Source organism: Spiroplasma alleghenense, assembly GCF_003363775.1.
Lineage (GTDB): Bacteria > Bacillota_I > Bacilli_A > Mycoplasmatales > Mycoplasmataceae > Spiroplasma_B > Spiroplasma_B alleghenense.
The window spans coordinates 184,563-203,364 of sequence record NZ_CP031376.1 but is presented as its reverse complement, the minus strand read 5'-3'; the positions used below and the strand labels follow the sequence as shown (position 1 = coordinate 203,364).

Below are 18,802 nucleotides of genomic sequence, written 5' to 3'. Positions count from 1 at the left end.
TATCTATCATTTTCAGGTTGCTAGTTTTTCAACATCAACAACTCCGATGTAAGGTAAATTTCTAAACCTTTCATTTACGTCTAAGCCCATACCAACTAAGAATTCGTTGCCAACATCAAAGCATTTTCAATCAGCTTTTATATCTACTTTATGAGATTTAGATTTATCTAACATTGTTATAATTTTAATCGATTTGGGGTTTTGCATTTTAAAGTAATTAACCATGAAATCCAAAGTAATTCCTGTATCAATAATATCTTCAACAATAAGAATGTGGCGATTTTCAATCGGAATCCTTAAGTCAAGCAATATTTCTGGCTTGCCTGAACTTTTTGTTCCCGATCCGTATGAAGAAATTAACATGTATTCAGTTTGGCAATTTAAATTAAAATTCTCTAAAAATTTACCCATGAAAGGTACACAACCCTTTAAAAAACCAACCAAAACAATTGGTTCGTCTTCAACGCCTTCTTTTAAGTAGTGTTCCGTGACTTCTTTTGCAACTTCGCTGGTTCTTAAATCTATTTTTTCCTTGGTGAGAAGAACCTCTTTAATTAATGGGTGCATCATTATCTCCTATATATATTTTTAACTTTAATTAGTTAAGTATAAATTGAGTATACAAAATTATTGCTACTAATTCAAACTTTTATTATCAATTTGTGCTAAATATGTTTCTAAAATTAACTGCGCTGCCAGGCTATCTTTACTTTGTTTTTGCTTTTTGCGAGAAATGTCCGCTTCAATCATTATGGCTTTTGCCATTCTAGTTGTAAGACGTTCATCAACTTTAAAAATATTATTATCATTTCATTGCGGATAAATTGTTGATAAAACTTCTATGAAATAATCAACCATCTCAGCACGATGACCAGCACTACTATTCATATTTAAAGGGTAACCTATTACTATAGCTGTAATTTGATTATCAACTAGGTATTGATTAAGCAAGTTGATCGCAACTTCAAAGTCATATTCTTCAAATCTAATTGTTCCCAAAGGGTTGGCCACAATTCCGCTTGAAATTGCCAATCCCATAGTTTTAGCGCCAAGGTCGATCCCGATATACTTCATCTTCAATCTCCTCCTGTTTTTTCTTAGTGACTAGTTCTCCCAATTTGGGAGACATTTTATTTATTAACCATATGGTTGGAATGGGAATTACTGTTGACGCCATAACATCTGTTAAAAAATGCGCTTTAACGGCAATTCTAGCAAAACACATTGATACTACAATAATAGAGAATAAGATAGATAACATAATTTTAATTAATTTTTTATCCATTTTTAATGGTTTTAACAATCAAACTAACCCCAAATAAGAACAAACAATTCCAACGTGTCCCGAAGGAAAACTTGTTCCGCGATTTTCACTTGAGAGTATATTTCCATATCATGGTTTATAGTCGGAATAATCAGGTTTTAAATCTCTGAATCTTGGTCGTCCAAAAGAATACTTAAGCACTGTTATAATAACCCAAAGTGCCACTAGGTAAATTACTCCATTAATAATAGGAACAATAAGTTCGTCACTGCCGCTCTCATCTTTTATTTTAACCATTACTAGAATCTGGATAAATAATGCAAACAAAATGTTAAGTCCGATTGCTAAAAAATAGTAGACATAATCATCAGGGTCAACATCATTGAACAACCAGAGATTATAAGTGAGAGCTGTTAGAAAAAATAAAAATAGTAAAATTTGAAAAATTATTTTAAGGGTAAACCAATTTTCCTTCTTGCTAAATCTGTGAACTGACCAGTTAATAAAAAGTGATCCAAAAATTAAGACAACTAAAAACAATCCAATATCACCAAAATATGACATTTGTTTGGCAAATGCTTTTATAAAGGCAAAGTGTTCTACTAAAACTGTGATGTTAATGCTTATTTCCAAGTCTGCAAGTGTTGCCATAATAAATATCCCAATAAAATTAACGGCTGCAAATGCCGAAATAATTATTACTAATAATTTTGGTGGTTTATTCATAAATTACCTCTTTTATTCATTATCTCATATCACTTAAAAATAAAAAAATCAATTTATTTAATAAATTGATTTTCAAGATTTTTTAATTATCTAACATTGTAGAAAGATTTAATTCCGTCGTAAATTGCTGAATCACCTAGTTCATCTTCGATAGTTAATAAACGGTTGTATTTTGCAATTCTATCACTTCTTGACATTGAACCTGTCTTAATTTGTCCAGTGTTTAAAGCAACTGCTAAATCGGCAATAAATGAATCTTCAGTTTCTCCAGAACGGTGTGAAGTAACAGTTGTTCAACCAGCTTTTTGAGCCATTTGAATTGTTTCGATTGTTTCTGTTAAAGTACCTATTTGGTTTAGTTTAATTAAAACTGAGTTTGCTGCTTTTTTAGCAATTCCTTCTGCTGTAATTTTTGGGTTTGTAACAAATAAGTCATCTCCAACGATTTGAACTTCTGATCCAAGTAATTTAACTTGTTCAACAAATCCATCTCAATCAGATTCTGCTAATCCATCTTCAATTGAAATAATTGGGTATTTTTTAACTAATTTAGCTAAGTATTCATTCATTTCTTTTGTTGTTAAAGCTCATTCTTTTCCTGTAACTTTTTCAATTTTTTTGAAGTGGTATTTTTTATCATCTTTGTATAATTCACTGTTTGCACAATCCATTGCAATCATAACTCCAGCTTCACCAGTTTTGTATCCGGCTGCTTTAATTGCTTCAACAATTAAGTCTAAAGCAACTTCTGCTGGGGTATTTTTTTGGAATGATTCCATTTTTTGATCTTTGTATGCTCAGTTAAAGTGTGGCGCAAATCCACCTTCATCTCCAACTGCTGTGATATCACCTTTATCGTGAAGAATTTTTTTAAGAGCTTGGAAGATTTCTGATGATCATCTCAATGCTTCTCTTATTGTTTTTGCTCCTACTGGCATAATCATAAATTCTTGGAAATCGATTGCTGAGTCAGCATGCTCTCCCCCGTTAATGATGTTTAACATCGGAACTGGTAAACGGCGTCCGTTTGTTCCTCCAATATAACGATATAATGGCACTTCTAATTCAACTGAAGCAGCACGAGCAACTGCTAATGAAACTCCCAGCATTGCGTTAGCTCCTAAGTTTTTTTTGAAATCAGTTCCATCTAATTTAATCATGGCGTGGTCAATACCAACTTGGTCAGTAACTTCCATTCCAACAACTAATGAAGCGATTTTAGTGTTTACGTTAGTAACTGCTTTTAAAACACCTTTTCCTCCAAAACGAGCTTTATCTCCATCTCTTAGTTCTAAAGCTTCTCTTGAACCTGTTGATGCTCCTGAAGGAACCATTGCTGATCCATATGCACCAAATTCAGTTCAAACTTCAACTTGAACAGTTGGAGTTCCACGTGAATCTAAAACTTCACGTCCTAAAACTTTAATAATTTTTGACATTATTTATTCCTCTTTCTCTACAAAATTATTATAGTACAATTACAAACTTATTTAACAAGAAAATAATCGTTTATAAGCTCTTGTTTATAAAAAAAATTCCATAAAAAGAAAAAACCCTTTCGGGTTAAATTAATTTTAAAACTTGTCATTTCTGTGTTGTTTACGATCATTAATAGTTAATCATTTTTTTCTCAAACGAATATCATCTGGAGTAACTTCAACCAATTCATCTCATTCGATAAATTCTAATGATTCCTCTAGAGTGAAATTAATGAACGGTGTTAATCTTGTTGATTCATCGGTTCCTGAAGAACGAGTATTTGTTAGTTTTTTCCCAGTTGTTGGGTTAACGTCCAAATCATTACTTCTTGAATGAAGTCCAACAATCATACCTTCATAAACTTCAACTTGAGGTCCAACAAAAAGCTTACCACGGTCTTCAAGGTTTGCCAATGAGTAAGGCAAGGTAACTCCATTTGCCATTGAAACCAACACACCATTAGCGCGACCATCAATTTTACCTTTATATGGTTCAAAACCGTTAGCACTACGAACCATGATTCCTTCTCCGTGAGTATCATTTGTAAATTCACTTCTAAATCCAATTAGACCACGCATAGGTACGTTGTAAACAACTTTATCTCTAATTCCATCTGAATCCATGTCCATCATCATACCTTTTCTAAGGTTTAACTTATTGATTACTGTTCCAGAATATTCTGTTGGTACATTAATAATTACTTTTTCCATTGGTTCAACAAGTTCCCCAGCTTCATTTTTGTGCATAACAACTTCTGGCTTTGAAACTCCTAGTTCAAAACCTTCTCTTCGCATTGATTCAATTAAGACAGATAAGTGTAGCTCACCACGACCTAAAACTTTAAAACCATCCGCTGATGAATCTGAAAGTGTTTCAACTTTTAAACCAACGTTTACCTCAAGTTCTTTATCAAGACGCTCTTTTATGTTTCTTGTTGTTACGTATTTACCAACACGACCAGCAAAGGGAGATGTATTAACCAAAATATTCATACTCATTGTTGGTTCTTCAATAGTAATGGTGGGCATTGGTCTGATATCGTTTTGATCACAAATAGTATCACCAATTGATACATCACTTAATCCGGCAATTACGACAATATCACCAGCAACAGCCTCTTTAACCGCCACTCTATTCAATCCTTGATATACAAATAATCCTGAAATTTTACCTTTAGTTACAGTTCCATCGTTTTTTGAGTTAGCAATGGTTTGCCCCTCTTTCAAGGTTCCTTCAAAAACTCTTCCAATTCCTAGACGACCGATAAATGAATCGTAGGCCAAAGAAGAAACTTGCATTCTTGTTGTATTGTTAATTAAATCCTCAGGATAAGTTCCAACTTGTTTGATTATTGTATCAAACAAAGGTGATAAATCTTTTCCCTCTTCTTCTAAAGTATGTTGAGCAATTCCTCTCTTAGCAATTCCAAAAAGAGTTTGGAATTCCAATTGTTCATCGTTAGCATCCAACTCCATGAATAATTCTAAAACCTCATCAACAACCTCAAGAGCTCTTTGATCTTTCTTGTCGATTTTATTAATTAATAAAATTGGTTTTAAGCCCAAATCTAAAGCTTTTGAAAGCACGAATCTTGTTTGGGGCATTGGACCCTCAGATGAGTCTACTAACAAAATAACTGTATCAACAGTTTTCATGATTCTTTCAACCTCAGATGAGAAATCTGCATGGCCCGGAGTATCAACGATATTTATTTTAATACCCTTATACTCAATGGCACAGTTTTTTGAATAAATTGTAATTCCACGTTCTCTTTCTTGGTCGTTGCTATCCATTACTTGCTCTTTAACTTCTTCGTTTGCTCTAAAAACACCCGATTGTGATAAAAAAGCATCTACCAAAGTAGATTTACCCGCATCAACGTGAGCAATAACGGCTATATTAATAATTTTTTGATTTGACATTTTTCTTCTCCTAATAAATACACAAGATTAATAATACCAATTTGTTGGTAAAATAGCAAAAAAATCTCATCAAAATTTGTTACTAATTTTTAAGTTTGCTGTAATCGTTACCAATTTCTGGTCCGAAATGAATTATTCGTAATTCAGCAAGTTTTTCTTGACGATTTGTCATATGATATTTTTCCTCTTGAATCAGTAGTCTTGTGTTAGCTTCTTCAATTACTAATAAATTTTCGTGAATTAATAATAAATAGTAGAGACTTGCTTCAACATACATACTTCAATTGAAAAAAACTCCAGAATCATTTATTTCTTGCTCCGATAAATCAAATTCGCTTTCGCTAACTCCCTCAAGCATATCCTCAAAGGATTCTTGTAAATCATATAGTTCCTCAAAAAATAATTCTAAATTTTCTTCTTGATCAATATGATTTATTTTGTTTAGTACTTTGTTTCCAAAAATACTCAAACTTTCAGGAATTAATAGATTTCTAATTTCTAAGGCAAAATTTTGCAAATAGTGACTACCAACAATTCTAGGAACTAGGTGAATTAAGAAATTATGGTTTGCTGAATTTATTTCCTTAAATCTTTTATTTCAAAAAAGATCTGTTTTTTGATTGAAGTTTTTAATTACAACAATCAAAGTTGTTGTAAGCGCCATCATTCTTATAAAAATTATTTCACTAAAGTCATCAATTTCATCGTTTGACTCTATTAAATCTTCGCTCATTTCAGACATTTGTTTATCTAAAAATTTTTGCAGTTTAAAAATATCTTTATTTTTATCCCAATATTTTATGATACTTTTCGTTACAGGAGATTCATAAAATTCTGGCGAAAGTTTTAATAGAGACATTTCTTCTCCAACAATTTTATTAACAATTATTTTATAGTCTTCTCAGGTTCTTTTTTCCATAAATTAATCCCCTTTCTGATTAGTTTATTTCATATCTTTCGAAATAATCTTCAATTATTTGTTTATAAATATTTATTTTTTTCATTTCAATTGCTGAATTTTCACCCGCATTTAAATCTGGATGGTATTTTTTAGCAAAAATTCGATATACTTTTTTAAACTCAACCGGTGCTGTAAGTTTGGTAATTCCAAAAAAGTTGAAAGCTTCATTTACTTCGTCATTAACAACCATTGTGTAAGTTTTTTCAAAAAAGTTTTCAAAATTTGCGTCTTCAAAGGGATTATCCAAGGTTTCTTCTTGAGAATATCCTTCAAATTCGCGTCCAAATCTTGCTTCAAATTTAATACTCTCAAAGCAAGACTCAACAATTTGTTCAAGCATTCTTGACCAGTGGAATGTCAGATCCTCGCCGCTTTCAATAATTTCTTCAATTAACATGTGATGGCGATATTGATTAATCTCATTTTTGCCAACCAATATCAATACTTTTTTAAGTAAATTATCAATTGATTCAAAACTTGTTCTTTGCATTACCTGAAAAATTCTTTTAAAATTAATACTTTCAACATCATAAGTTTCAAAATTACTTAAATAAATTTGTCAAAATTTTGATGTCGTGAAATAAGTGAACTTTGTGATTGCAAGCAATATAAGCAAGGCCTTATACTTGCCATAGACTTTGACACAGTAATTATAGACAAATTGGAAATTGGAAATTGCTGGAGCTCCATAAATTTGTTCCTTAATTTCTGATAAAAAAATCGCTTCCTTAACAGACCTAAATTCCTCTGGCATTTTTTCGTTTTTTTTAAAAGTCGCAATTTTAGATTGGTATTTTTTTATAACTTCCATAAGAATCTTTTCGTCCCAAGAATCCACTTGTTTTGGATCGCGTTCTCAGTTAATGAAATACGGGACACTATCGGTGACATTAAAGTTAATGTTTGATTTAGATTTTTGATTATTTTTTATAATTTTTTTATAACCACTTTTTCAACCCATAAAATCACCTCTTACTACTATTATAAACATTATTAATAATATGACAATTTATTAATTAAATACCTGACTTTTTCAAAACTGATGATCTTTCTTTATAATCGGGCAAATAATTCTCAACATTTTTTCAAAAATCTTTTGAATGGTTTTTATGCAATAAGTGACTCAGTTCATGAACAATAACATAATCAATTACTTCGGGTTCAAAATGAATTAGTTTAGTATTTAAAATTATTTTTTCGCGTTCAGGATAACAAACACCTCATCTGGTTTTCATGTTCTGAATAGATAAATTTTTATATTCTAAATTCATTGTTTGGGCCCATTGACTTAATCTCTTATTAAATCAATTATAGTAGTATTTAGCCAAAAAGTTGTACATTTTTTGAGATTGTATAGTTTTATCACCATAATCCTTCATATAAAAACCATCTTTTTTAGCAGTTGCATGAATGTTTTCTGGAATAATTTTTATACTAACTTTTTTATCAAAAATTTTCACAAATGAATCTTGTTCTGAAAATGAAAATTTCTGAATGGTTTCAAATGTGTTTTGAACAATTAGTATTTTTGAAATATTTTTGTAGATTAAATTATTAATTTCCCAATCTTGAGCATGGTAAGGGGCAGAAATAAAAATAACCCCCGCTTTGACTTTTAAAATTATATTTTTTTGGTCACCAAATTTTAGATTATACTCAATTATGCCACCTTTATAATGCAATTGTTTTTTAATTAGACTCATTATTTTGTTCACCTTTGATTTCTACGGCGATTACTTTTTCCTTTTTGTTTTTGTTATCCTTATTTTTAAAAGTAGTTTCCCCATCAATGAATTTAATAATTAAGGGTTTAGATTTGTCATGGTTAAATGTTAGGCCCTTCAAGTCGGTTCAACCATTTTTAACAAAACTAGCTTCAATTAACAATAATATTGCTGAGACAAAAAATAAAGCAGATGATGTAAATAAAAATATAATTAAAAATGATTTATATACCAAATAATCATAAAAAGCATTATAAAAAATATCTACAGTTTGGCCCCCAGATTCACTGTGTGGGAATAATTTTTTCAATTCCACAAGCAATACCGCTCCAACAATTGTAACAATGGATCCTATTAAAACCATAACCGCAGTGAAGATACGATATCCTCGCGACTTTGAAATTAGAATCGGTAAGACATAAAGAAGCGATAATATTAGGGTTAAAAATAATGGCACAACAACTTTAATGCTTATTGCAAAAATTTCATAAGCCTCAAACATATTTTTAGAATCTACAAATTTATTTGAAGCTGTAACGATTGCAAAAAATATGTAGCCTATAAAATTCCTAGTTAAATTATCTCCAATTAATAGAATTAATATTGTAATAATGTATGAAACGAATAAAAACAATGCAAAGAATCTTGTAATATAACTAAATAAAACCGCTGGGGCTTTTAATTTACTTTCGGTTTGAACTTTAATAACCTCTTTTTTACTCATCATCAACCTCAACTGGAGTTATTTTTTTATTTTTTGAGTCATTTCTTCTTGATTTTATTATTTCAAAGTCTTCCTTTGTCTTATTTTGTTCAAAAGAAAGTTCTGTTAAGTCATTGTAGTCATATTCTGGTCTTGAAACAATTTCTGAGTTTTCTGGATTAATTGATTTGGTTTCTGGTAAATCAGGCTTAATTAAATCAATTTTAATTTCTTTTTTTTCAGGTGCCGTATTTTGATTTTCATCCTCTTTTTTGATTATATTTTCAATGCTAATTCCTGAAAAACTACCAGTAGAATCAATTTCTTCCAGAATCTCAAATGAAGGTTTTGATAAATTTGTTTTTAAGTTTGAAATTTTAGTTTTTAAATCATCTTGAACCAAAGTTTCAATAAAATCATCATTTACAGAATTATTTACTTTCACTTTATCAAAACTTTTACTTGGTAAACTTCTGACAATCACCAAAGATTCGATAAATAAAAATATTACCATAAAGACCAATGGCAAGATTCCTCGTAATACAGCAATGTTTCAAATTAGAAAAAATTTACTTCCTAATAATCCAGAAATTACCAAAGCAATTATTATATTTGTAAATAATAAAATATTTTTAAAAATTTTATGATTGATTAAAATAACCATAACTCCGACTATTCCAAAAATAACTCCCAAAACAATTTGAGGAATAAAGTATTTAGCTCAGTCAAAATTTATGATTTCTTCAGGCTTTGTCGCCGAGAAATCAACGAAAGGAGAGACAAAAACAATTAAAAAAACTGTCAAGGCCAGAATAAATTGATTGACGATTTTTAAAGCTTTCATAATAAGACCTCCTTTAAGATAACTCTATTATAATAAAATCTGCCTAATAATACCAATTAATTGAGATTAAAATTTTAGCAGAGAATTGATATTACCACAAAATTTAAAAAAAACTTGATTTCATCAAGTTTTTAATCGTCTAGTTTTAAAACTGCAATAAAAGCCTCTTGGGGAACTTCAACCGATCCGATTGACTTCATTCGTTTCTTACCTTCTTTTTGTTTTTCAAGCAATTTTTTCTTACGAGAAATATCTCCTCCGTAACATTTTGCTAAAACGTTTTTTCTCATCGCTTTAATTGTTTCACGAGAAATTATTTTGCTTCCGATGGCTGCTTGAATTGGTACTTCAAAGTTTTGGCGTGGGATAATTTCTTTTAACTTTTCTGTCAAAACTTTTCCTCGAGCATAAGCAAAGTCCTTATGAACAATTAAACTTAAAGCATCCACAATTTCACCATTTAGTAGAATATCCATTTTAACTAATTTGCTAGTTTGATATCCAATTAGCTCATAGTCAAATGAAGCATAACCCTTTGAAATTGATTTTAATTTATTGAAAAAATCAAAAATTATTTCATTTAACGGCATATCATAAGTTAGAGTTCTTCGAGTTTCATCGATGTATTCTAAATTTTTATAAACCCCTCGCTTGTTTTGACATAATTCCATTAGGTCTCCCAAGAATCTATCTGGGGTCATTATTTTAACATTAACAAATGGCTCATCAATGTGTGATATTTTTTGTACATCTGGTAAATTAGCAGGATTATCAATTTCAATTTTTGTGCCATTAGTCAGATAAACATGATAAATTACTGATGGAGCTGTGGCAATTAAGGTTAAATCATATTCTCGCTCCAAGCGTTCTTGAATTACATCCATATGCAATAATCCTAAAAACCCACAACGAAAACCAAATCCTAACGATTGAGAAGATTCAGGTTCATAAACCAAAGCCGCATCACTTAAGTTAACTTTTTCTAAAGCATCTTTTAAATCCTTGTAACGAGCATTATCAACGGTATAAATTCCACAATAAACAGTTGGGTTCATTTGTTTGTATCCAGGAAGCGATTCAGTGGCTCCATTTTTTTCTGTGGTAATTGTATCTCCAACGTGAATATCTTTGATATTTTTAATACTAGCGGCAATTCAACCAACTTCTCCAGCTTCAAGAGATTCTCTTTTAACTTCATAAGGATTTTTAATTCCCAATTCAGTTACTTCATAAATTGCCTTGGACGCCATCATCTTGATTTTTTGACCAACCTTAACAGTTCCTTCTTTAATTCTAACTGAAACCATTACTCCACGATATTTATCGTAGTAAGAATCAAAAACTAAAGCTCGTAATGGAGCGCTATCATCAGCATTAGCTGGGGCAGGAATTTTAGCCACAATCGCTTCTAAAACATCTTCTACATTTAAGCCCGTTTTAGCGGAAATTAATGGGGCATCAGATGTATCAATTCCAATAACATTTTCAATTTCGTTTTTAACTCTTTCAACATCAGCTGCTGGTAAATCAACTTTATTAATAACCGGGATGATTTCCAAATTATTATCTAAGGCCAAGTAAACATTAGCCAAAGTTTGGGCCTCAACACCTTGAGAAGCGTCAACCACTAAAACAGCCCCCTCACAAGCAGCTAAACTACGAGAAACCTCATAGGTGAAATCTACGTGACCAGGAGTATCAATTAAGTGAAAAATATATTCTTGGTTATCTTTGGCTTTGTACTTTAATTGAACCGAGTTCAATTTAATTGTAATTCCACGCTCTCTTTCGATATCCATTGAATCAAGTAGTTGGGCTTGCATATCACGTTTTTCAACGGTGTGAGTCAACTCTAAAATTCGGTCTGCCAAAGTTGACTTACCGTGATCGATATGGGCGATAATACTAAAATTTCTAATTTTTGACTTGTCCATAAACAACCCTCTATTCTTTGTCGACTTTTTTAGAAGCCGGTTTTAATTCTTTTTCATATTGATTTCAATATTCTTTTACTTTACTATGACTAAAAATTCCATCTTGTTCTTTGATACGTTCTTTTAGTACTTCAATTTGTGATCAAATTTTTTCAATGATTTCTGAAGAATAACTCCAAGCAATACGATTGCGGTTAAAATCCTTTAAATCAAGAATGCGAAAACTATTATCGTTAAACACTTTGACATCTAAATCGTAATCGATATATTTAATAGTATTTTCTTCAACAATATGGGGGGAAGCCATATTACAATAGTAATTTATGCCTCACTGTTTGAACATACAAATAACATTATATCAGTCCTTTTTAGAAAAAAATCAAATTGCTGGTTCGCTAGTTTTTCACTTTCTACCATTTAATTCTGTGACAATTACCTCTTCGTTGACCAAAATCAAATTATCTTCATCATTTTCTAGAACTATTGAGTGTTCTCAGGAACGATATAGAGTTCCATTGTGTTTGTATGCATGAACTAGGACTAAATCACCTTTTTTAAGACTTTCCATAAAAAGACCTCCGTGACTATTCTGTATTTAATGCAATATATTTTTACCAATTATCGTTTAATCGAATACTCTTTAATTATAACTTATTTATTATCTTATAAGTAGTAATTATGAAAAATAAAACCAACTAAAAAGTTGGTTTTAAGAAATATTAAATTTTATTTGCTTGTTTCTGAGTTAAGAAAATTTAGAATGTCATTCTTAACAATGTCGCTAAATTGCTTGGGTTCTAAAAGAATTTCATGTCTCAATTGTGGGTATAATTTCAATTTAGTATTATAACCGGCGCGAAGATATTTTTTTCTTACCTTATAAACACTTTTACCATAATTTCCAACCGGATCTGCCAAACCAGCTATGAAAAATAATGGTAGGTTAATAGGAGTTTGTTTGTAGTTGCTTTTTTTGCGAATGTACGCCAATCCTGTGAACATATCCTTGAATGCGCTGGCACTAAATTTTTGACCAACTCGAGGATTATCGATGAAAGCCTGGATTTCTTCTGGTGAACTATTCATTCATTCAAAACCAGTTGCGTTAGGAATGTCTTTAAAACGCTTATTCAAATTTTTATAGCTTAACTCTCAAATTTTTTCCGGAACTTCTTTTGCCCCGTGTTTTTTTTGATATTTTTTTGAAAGCATGATACCTAGTTTTAATGATAAAGCACTATGCTCAGCTGTTCCACAAATAATCGCTTTAGTAACTGTGTTTCCATATAAAGTTAAATAGTGACGAACCATAAAACTTCCCATTGAATGTCCAAAAATTGTAATTGGCAAATCTTTAAAGTTTGACTTAATATAATCATTAACTTCTTTTAAGTCATCAATTATTTTCTGTCAACCATCTTCATCAGCAAATCAACCTAACTCATTTTCCTTCAAGTTGGCTGTGTGACCATGGCCACGGTGATCATCTGCTACAACTATATAGCCATTTTGGTTCAAATACTTGGCAAACTCATCATAACGAGAAGCCTCTTCACAAGAACCATGAACCAATTGCATAACACCAATTGGCTTTTTAACATCATCTCAAACAGTCATATGCAACACTTGTTTGTCGCGCATTGTTAATTTAAATTCTTTCATAATTTTCCTCCTAATAAGATCTAGCAAAGTAAACTTTTAAATTTGATTCTTTTCCGCAGTTAAAACATTTACCCTTTGACTGGTCTACACCATCTGGTATACACCTTGATGTTGTTTGGGTTTTTGCTTTGATATCAGCCTCACAAGACATTTCTCCACAGAATGGCACAAGCACAAAACCTTGCTTCTCATTTAGAACGTCAATATATTCTTTTAAAGAACTAGCTTCAAAAGTTCTCATTTGACGATTTTGTAAAGCCATGTTATAAATATTTTTATCGTACTCGGAAATCATTTCTCTGACTTGCTTTTCGACATTTTTCAATTCAACTTGGGTTTTTTCTTTAGTATCTCTTCTTGAAATTACTACAATTTTAGACTCTAAATCTCTTGGTCCCACTTCGATTCGAACTGGGATACCTTTAATTTCCGCTTCAGACATTTTGAATCCAAATGATTTATCAGACTTATCAATCTTAACGCGATATGTATGACTCAGTTGTTTTCTTATCTCCTCAGCCGCTTTGTTTACTTCATCAGTTTCTTTAACAATTATAATTTGCACCTCTATTGGTGCAATTGAACTTGGAAGAACTAATCCTGAATCATCAGAGTGAGTCATGATTATAGCCCCCATCAATCTTGTTGAAACTCCTCAACTTGTTGAAAAGGCTTCATGTCAATTTGAATCACGACCTTGATATTTTATTTCAAAAGCCTTGGCAAAATTATTACCCAAATAATGACTAGTTCCACATTGTAATGCTTGACCATCATGCATTAAACTTTCAATTGTGAATGTCGCTTCTGCTCCCGCAAATCTTTCATGAACAGTTTTTTCTCCTGTAATTACTGGGAGTAGCAATTTTTCACTAACAACTTTTCTATACACTTCTAAAATATTTTTAGTCATTAAAAAAGCTTCATCTTTGGTTTCATGAACAGTGTGTCCCTCTTGTCAGAGGAATTCACTTGTTCTCAAAAATGGTCTAGTAGTTTTTTCTCCTCGCAAAACATTAACTCATTGATTATAAATTAAAGGTAAATCACGATAAGATTTTACAACTTTAGAGAAATAAGTCGCTAACAACACCTCACTAGTTGGTCGAATATATAAGTCTTCTTCTAATTGCTTATCACCAATTTTAGTTACGGTAAAAGTTTCGGGGGCAAAACCCTCAATGTGATCTTTTTCCTTATTAAAAAGCGAAGCAGGAATTAGTAATGGAAAATAAACGTTCTCCACTTCATATTTTTTAAACTCTGAGTCAAAATATTTTTGAATAAGTTCTCAGATTGCAAAACCATATGGTTTGATGATCATCGTCCCTTTGGCTGGACCATAATCAATTAATCCTGAATTTTTAACAACGTCAGTATATCACTTTGCAAAATCCTCTGATCGTTTTGTTATATTTTTTAATTGTTGTGCCATAATTATTTTTTTCCTACCTCTTTAATATTTCCTTTTTCTCCAAAATAAACTGCTATGTCTAAATCATTACTTTCCACAATTACTTTTATTTTATCTAAATTCTTTCTGTCTTTTACCATGATTCATTCAATTGTTTTAACTGGAATATTTTCATAAACATAAACTATATTACTATTTTCATCAATCGATCAATCTTTAATTGTATTTTCAGCAAGTTTAGCTGGATTAATACCAATAACCCCAACTTCTTCAACACTTAATCCGGCTTCCAATGCCCATTTTCAAAAAGACGCTCTTGTTGAAGAATCAAATTCTAAACCAATTGAATTATCATTTTCCAAATAAGTTCAGACGGTATATTCTTCACCTTTTTTTAAATTCTTTTGTGAAAGCAATCTGATGCCATTCTCTAAAATTAAGTAGATATTATCAACATTTGTATAGAATAAAAAGTTTTTGACATTATGTTCACGAATTTTTGACAAGATAGTTTTTCGCTCTGAGTGTTTATTAAATAATTTTTGAATTATTCCTTTTTTTGGAGCAACCTCTGATAAATTTATTTCTTTTTTTGGTGTTTTGGCCATCTTGCACCATCCGTTCTTTATTGAAATATTTAGTATTATTTAATTATAACAAATTTTTCAAATTACCCATTAATTAATGCCCCAAAAAATAAAAAAGCCACCGCAGTGACCTAATATTTTTTAAATGGCGGATTGAGAGAGACTCGAACTCTCGCGCCAGTTGCCCGGCCTAACACCTTAGCAGGGTGCCCTCTTCACCAACTTGAGTATCAATCCATACAAATACTATTATACATTGTTTTTTTGAAATTAAATAAAGTTTTTGATATAGTTTGGATTTAATTCTTCAGCTTTTGTTACCAATTTAAATTTTGTTTTTAATTCAAGAAAATTACTAGCGTAATCTAAATCGATTTGATCTTGGACTATTAAAAAGCCTTCAAAACTCTTGCTAATGTCTTCAACAGTTTCATTTGGCAAGATTTGGTCCTCTATAATTGAGACTCCATTTTCATAAACACCAAAATAAGATTTTTGTGATCGAGCATCCAAAATAGAGATTACATTTTTCAATCCTGCTTGAAATAACAAGCTAGAGATAGTGAATATTTTAACTACTGGATTAATACAAAAAAGAGTTTTACCCATTGTTAAACCAATTCTGACACCAGTGTAACTTCCCGGACCCTTTGTTATATAAATCGACTTAATTTCCTTCAATTTAACTGAATTGCGCTTTAAAAGATCATCAAGATTTGATTGAAAAATATCTGAAATACGTTTATTGTCTTTCAAAATAATTTCATCAATGATTTTATTATTTTGTATTAGTAAGAAAACCAAATTGTTGTTACAAGTGTCTATAAAAAGTTCCATTACTATTCTCCTCTAAAATCCTTCAAATTTTTTATAACCCTGACTTCTCGATTACCCTGTTGGTTAAATTTTATATCTAAATGTCAACCTAATTTATTTTTGAAATCTAAATTTAAATTTTCAGGCCATTCTATTACATTAAAAGAATTCTCAAATTGCTCTTCATAAAGTTCGAAATCGTCAGTCTTATCCAGACGATAGGCGTCCATATGATTTAGCAAGCCATTTTTAATTTCATACTGATTTAAAATTACAAATGTTGGGGAATTAACAACTTGGGTAATTCCAAATTTTTTTAAAAGTGCCTTAGTAAAAGTAGTCTTCCCAGCTCCTAAGTCACCGGTTAACAATAAAAAAAATTCTTGATTTTTAAAATTATCCAATTCCTCTATAATGGGGTCTCAATCTGTGATTTTTTTTATTTCCATCATTTCACCTAATCTTATTATAACAATATGCTATAATTTTTGGGAAGGAATGATAAAAAATGGTGAAAGATTTATTAATTATAGGCTCAGGACCGACCGGACTTTATGCGTGAAAGTTCGCGAATAATTTATCTTTGAGCGGAACTATAATTGAGGCTAATTACGAAGTTGGAGGACAAGCAAACTTAGCTTATCCAGAAAAAACAATTCATAACCTTCCTGGAATTAGTGAAATTAAAGCCAAAGACTTTGTACGCAACATGCTTGATGATGCCAATAATGATAATTCAAAAATTGAACTAAAAACTAACACTTCTGTGGTTGAAGTTATTAAGGTTAAAACTCCCGATGATTTCAAATTTCATTTTTTAGTTAAATTTAGCGACCATTGTCAAGCCACTTACAAGTCTATTTTGGTTTGCGAAGGATTGGGACAATACCAGTCAATCCGTTTGGTGGACGATGATTGAGAAAATATTCATTATGTTGTAAAAAATAAAGAAGATTTTAATAATAAAAAAGTTGTTATTTTTGGAGGTGGGGATTCTGCCATTGATTGAGCAAAAAATCTCTCACCTAATGCAAATGTAACTTTAATTCATCGCAGAGAAGAGTTTAGAGGTCCAATAGATAGCATAAAAGATGATGTTGAAATTTTAACGCCTTTTGAATTTAAAGAAATTAGAAAAACGGATGGCAAAAAAGTTAAAAGTATTGTAGTAGCAAATAATGGACTGGAAAAAGAAGTTAAGTTTGACGAATGTTTAGTACAGTTTGGGGCCGTGATAAAACCCCATCCATTAAAAGGGCTTAATTTGGATCGAAATGATTTGAATAAAATTATTGTTGACTTAGAAATGAGCACAAGTGTTCCAGGGGTTTTTGCAGCAGGAGATGCTGTTATTTATCCAACTAAAAAAAGAAACTTAATCTTTGGTTTTCAGGAAGCCGTTACTGCTTTAAGCAAAATCGAAATGATGATTAATCACAAAAAAATAGCGAACAAGGGGTGATAGATTTGAAATATCAAGAAATCGAAAAACTTTTTCAAGAAGGATACAAGATTATTGATGTGCGTGATTCAAGTGAACTTGAATTGCTACCCAAGCTTGAAATTGCTGAAAATATCGCATTAGGAGAATTAATTAAGCATTGTCAAGAAAACTTTAAACTTGATTCAAAATTCGCCCTAATATGTCGAAGCGGGATGCGTTCGCAAATTGCTTTTGAACAGCTAAAGAGCGAAGGATTTAGTAATGTTATTAATTTAGCCGGCGGAATGCTTGGTGTTGAAAAATAAAAATCACAACCTAGTTGTGATTCAAATATTTTACCCTTTTTTATAAAGGGTTTTTTTATTCAAAATTATCGCAGTATTCAATTGCTTTTTGAGCCGCAATAGCACCATCTCCAACTGCAGTTGCAATTTGTTTTAACGGAGTGTTTCTAACATCACCTACCGCAAAAAGACCTGGTATTGATGTTTTCATTTCAATATCAGTGATGATACTATTTGTTTCATTTAGAATTTTCAAATCCTTAACAAAATCAGTAATAGGATCACTACCAATTAACGGGAATATTCCAGCAACCTCGATTTTTTTAGTTGTGTTATTTTTTAAATCCTTGACTATAACGGCTTCAACAACCTTGTCTCCGATAATTTCTTCAACAACACAATTTAGCATAAACTCAACTTTTTCATGACGACGGGTTTTATCAACAACCGATTCAGCCGCGCGGAACTCCTCTCTTCTGTGAACTAAAGTAACTTTGCTAGCAAATTTAGTTAAATAGAGCGACTCTTCGACTGCCGCTAATCCTCCTCCAACAACTATTAAAGGTTTTTCTTTGAAGAAAGCTCCATCACATACAGCGCAATAAGAAACCCCTTTTCCATAAAGGCGTTCTTCTCCAGGGACTCCTAGTTTGCGTTCCTTTGTACCTGTAGCAATAATGACAGACTTAGATTTTAGAACTTGATTTGTTAAATTTAATTCAAAAATATTTTGTGGATTTTTATGTATTTTTAAAACTTCGTCAAAGACAAATTCTGCACCAACCGCTTGGGCTTGCGAGAAAAGACTAACAGCTAAATCAGGTCCCATAATTGAGGTGAATCCAGGATAGTTTTCAATTTCAGCAGTTTTATTAACCTTCCCTCCGGGAACTTCTCTTTCAATAATAGCGGTTTTGAGCCCTGAGCGAGCAGCATATATTCCAGCCGTAATACCTCCTGGTCCTGCGCCAATAATTATTAAATCAAAATCTGTTTTCATATTTTTCTCCTTAAATTCTTATTTTTATATTATACCTT

General features: G+C 31.2%; 20 protein-coding genes and 1 tRNA gene. 2 read left to right on the top strand and 19 right to left on the bottom strand.

What is annotated here, in order from left to right; genetic code table 4:
• Positions 1 to 3: 3 nt before the first annotated feature.
• From hpt to tsaE, 18 genes are all read right to left on the bottom strand, one after another.
• Entirely contained in the window at positions 4 to 570 is a 567-nt protein-coding gene (gene hpt / locus SALLE_RS00975) for a hypoxanthine phosphoribosyltransferase (protein WP_245886016.1), read from the bottom strand.
• Between the two features lie 66 nt (positions 571 to 636).
• Complete coding sequence (ruvX, locus tag SALLE_RS00970) at positions 637 to 1,080, bottom strand: Holliday junction resolvase RuvX (protein ID WP_425451051.1); 444 nt, start codon at positions 1,078 to 1,080, stop codon at positions 637 to 639.
• A complete protein-coding gene (locus SALLE_RS00965) occupies positions 1,043 to 1,990 on the bottom strand; it encodes a phosphatase PAP2 family protein (RefSeq protein WP_115557773.1) in 948 nt (315 codons plus the stop codon). Before SALLE_RS00965 ends, ruvX begins: the two co-directional genes overlap by 38 nt.
• 86 nt (positions 1,991 to 2,076) lie before the next feature.
• Positions 2,077 to 3,429: a phosphopyruvate hydratase gene (gene eno, locus SALLE_RS00960; protein ID WP_115557772.1), complete on the bottom strand. Its 1,353-nt coding sequence runs from the start codon at positions 3,427 to 3,429 to the stop codon at positions 2,077 to 2,079.
• A 135-nt stretch (positions 3,430 to 3,564) separates the two neighbouring features.
• Positions 3,565 to 5,391, bottom strand: coding sequence for a translational GTPase TypA (typA, locus tag SALLE_RS00955; protein WP_115557771.1), 1,827 nt, complete (start codon positions 5,389 to 5,391; stop codon positions 3,565 to 3,567).
• Between the two features lie 82 nt (positions 5,392 to 5,473).
• Positions 5,474 to 6,310 carry a hypothetical protein gene (locus SALLE_RS00950; RefSeq protein WP_115557770.1) on the bottom strand — a complete coding sequence of 279 codons (837 nt, stop codon included), beginning with the start codon at positions 6,308 to 6,310 and terminating at the stop codon, positions 5,474 to 5,476.
• A 19-nt stretch (positions 6,311 to 6,329) separates the two neighbouring features.
• Positions 6,330 to 7,313, bottom strand: a complete 984-nt coding sequence (locus SALLE_RS00945; RefSeq protein WP_115557769.1) for a hypothetical protein — start codon at positions 7,311 to 7,313, stop codon at positions 6,330 to 6,332.
• Between the two features lie 55 nt (positions 7,314 to 7,368).
• A complete protein-coding gene (locus SALLE_RS00940) occupies positions 7,369 to 8,055 on the bottom strand; it encodes a YgjP family zinc-dependent metalloprotease (protein ID WP_115557768.1) in 687 nt (228 codons plus the stop codon).
• Positions 8,042 to 8,800 carry a hypothetical protein gene (locus SALLE_RS00935; protein WP_115557767.1) on the bottom strand — a complete coding sequence of 253 codons (759 nt, stop codon included), beginning with the start codon at positions 8,798 to 8,800 and terminating at the stop codon, positions 8,042 to 8,044. Before SALLE_RS00935 ends, SALLE_RS00940 begins: the two co-directional genes overlap by 14 nt.
• Complete coding sequence (locus tag SALLE_RS00930; protein WP_115557766.1) at positions 8,793 to 9,623, bottom strand: hypothetical protein; 831 nt, start codon at positions 9,621 to 9,623, stop codon at positions 8,793 to 8,795. The genes SALLE_RS00935 and SALLE_RS00930 overlap by 8 nt, the downstream gene beginning before the upstream one ends.
• A gap of 131 nt (positions 9,624 to 9,754) precedes the next feature.
• Positions 9,755 to 11,557 carry a translation elongation factor 4 gene (gene lepA / locus SALLE_RS00925; protein WP_115557765.1) on the bottom strand — a complete coding sequence of 601 codons (1,803 nt, stop codon included), beginning with the start codon at positions 11,555 to 11,557 and terminating at the stop codon, positions 9,755 to 9,757.
• Between the two features lie 10 nt (positions 11,558 to 11,567).
• Positions 11,568 to 12,125 carry a DUF402 domain-containing protein gene (locus SALLE_RS00920; protein ID WP_115557764.1) on the bottom strand — a complete coding sequence of 186 codons (558 nt, stop codon included), beginning with the start codon at positions 12,123 to 12,125 and terminating at the stop codon, positions 11,568 to 11,570.
• 158 nt (positions 12,126 to 12,283) lie between these two features.
• A complete protein-coding gene (locus SALLE_RS00915; protein WP_115557763.1) occupies positions 12,284 to 13,219 on the bottom strand; it encodes an alpha/beta fold hydrolase in 936 nt (311 codons plus the stop codon).
• Positions 13,220 to 13,229: 10 nt separating this feature from the next.
• Positions 13,230 to 14,654, bottom strand: coding sequence for a proline--tRNA ligase (proS, locus tag SALLE_RS00910; RefSeq protein WP_115557762.1), 1,425 nt, complete (start codon positions 14,652 to 14,654; stop codon positions 13,230 to 13,232).
• A gap of 2 nt (positions 14,655 to 14,656) precedes the next feature.
• The gene (locus SALLE_RS00905; RefSeq protein ID WP_115557761.1) at positions 14,657 to 15,241 is read right to left on the bottom strand and encodes a hypothetical protein; all 585 of its coding nucleotides are present in this window, start codon (positions 15,239 to 15,241) and stop codon (positions 14,657 to 14,659) included.
• Between the two features lie 125 nt (positions 15,242 to 15,366).
• Positions 15,367 to 15,457 (bottom strand) — tRNA-Ser (locus tag SALLE_RS00900).
• Between the two features lie 33 nt (positions 15,458 to 15,490).
• Positions 15,491 to 16,057 (bottom strand): tRNA (adenosine(37)-N6)-threonylcarbamoyltransferase complex dimerization subunit type 1 TsaB, encoded by a 567-nt coding sequence (gene tsaB, locus SALLE_RS00895; protein ID WP_115557760.1) that lies wholly within the window; start codon positions 16,055 to 16,057, stop codon positions 15,491 to 15,493.
• A 2-nt stretch (positions 16,058 to 16,059) separates the two neighbouring features.
• A complete protein-coding gene (tsaE, locus tag SALLE_RS00890) occupies positions 16,060 to 16,485 on the bottom strand; it encodes a tRNA (adenosine(37)-N6)-threonylcarbamoyltransferase complex ATPase subunit type 1 TsaE (RefSeq protein ID WP_162807918.1) in 426 nt (141 codons plus the stop codon).
• 59 nt (positions 16,486 to 16,544) lie between these two features.
• On the opposite strand from tsaE, the gene SALLE_RS00885 reads away from it, so the two are divergent.
• Together SALLE_RS00885 and SALLE_RS00880 are read left to right on the top strand one after the other, a co-directional pair.
• On the top strand, positions 16,545 to 17,501 hold the full coding sequence (locus tag SALLE_RS00885; RefSeq protein ID WP_115557758.1) for an NAD(P)/FAD-dependent oxidoreductase: 957 nt from the start codon (positions 16,545 to 16,547) through the stop codon (positions 17,499 to 17,501).
• A gap of 2 nt (positions 17,502 to 17,503) precedes the next feature.
• Complete coding sequence (locus SALLE_RS00880; protein WP_162807917.1) at positions 17,504 to 17,785, top strand: rhodanese-like domain-containing protein; 282 nt, start codon at positions 17,504 to 17,506, stop codon at positions 17,783 to 17,785.
• A 55-nt stretch (positions 17,786 to 17,840) separates the two neighbouring features.
• Here SALLE_RS00880 and trxB read toward each other — a convergent pair whose 3' ends face one another.
• Positions 17,841 to 18,764: a thioredoxin-disulfide reductase gene (trxB, locus tag SALLE_RS00875; protein ID WP_115557756.1), complete on the bottom strand. Its 924-nt coding sequence runs from the start codon at positions 18,762 to 18,764 to the stop codon at positions 17,841 to 17,843.
• Between the last annotated feature and the right edge of the window lie 38 nt (positions 18,765 to 18,802).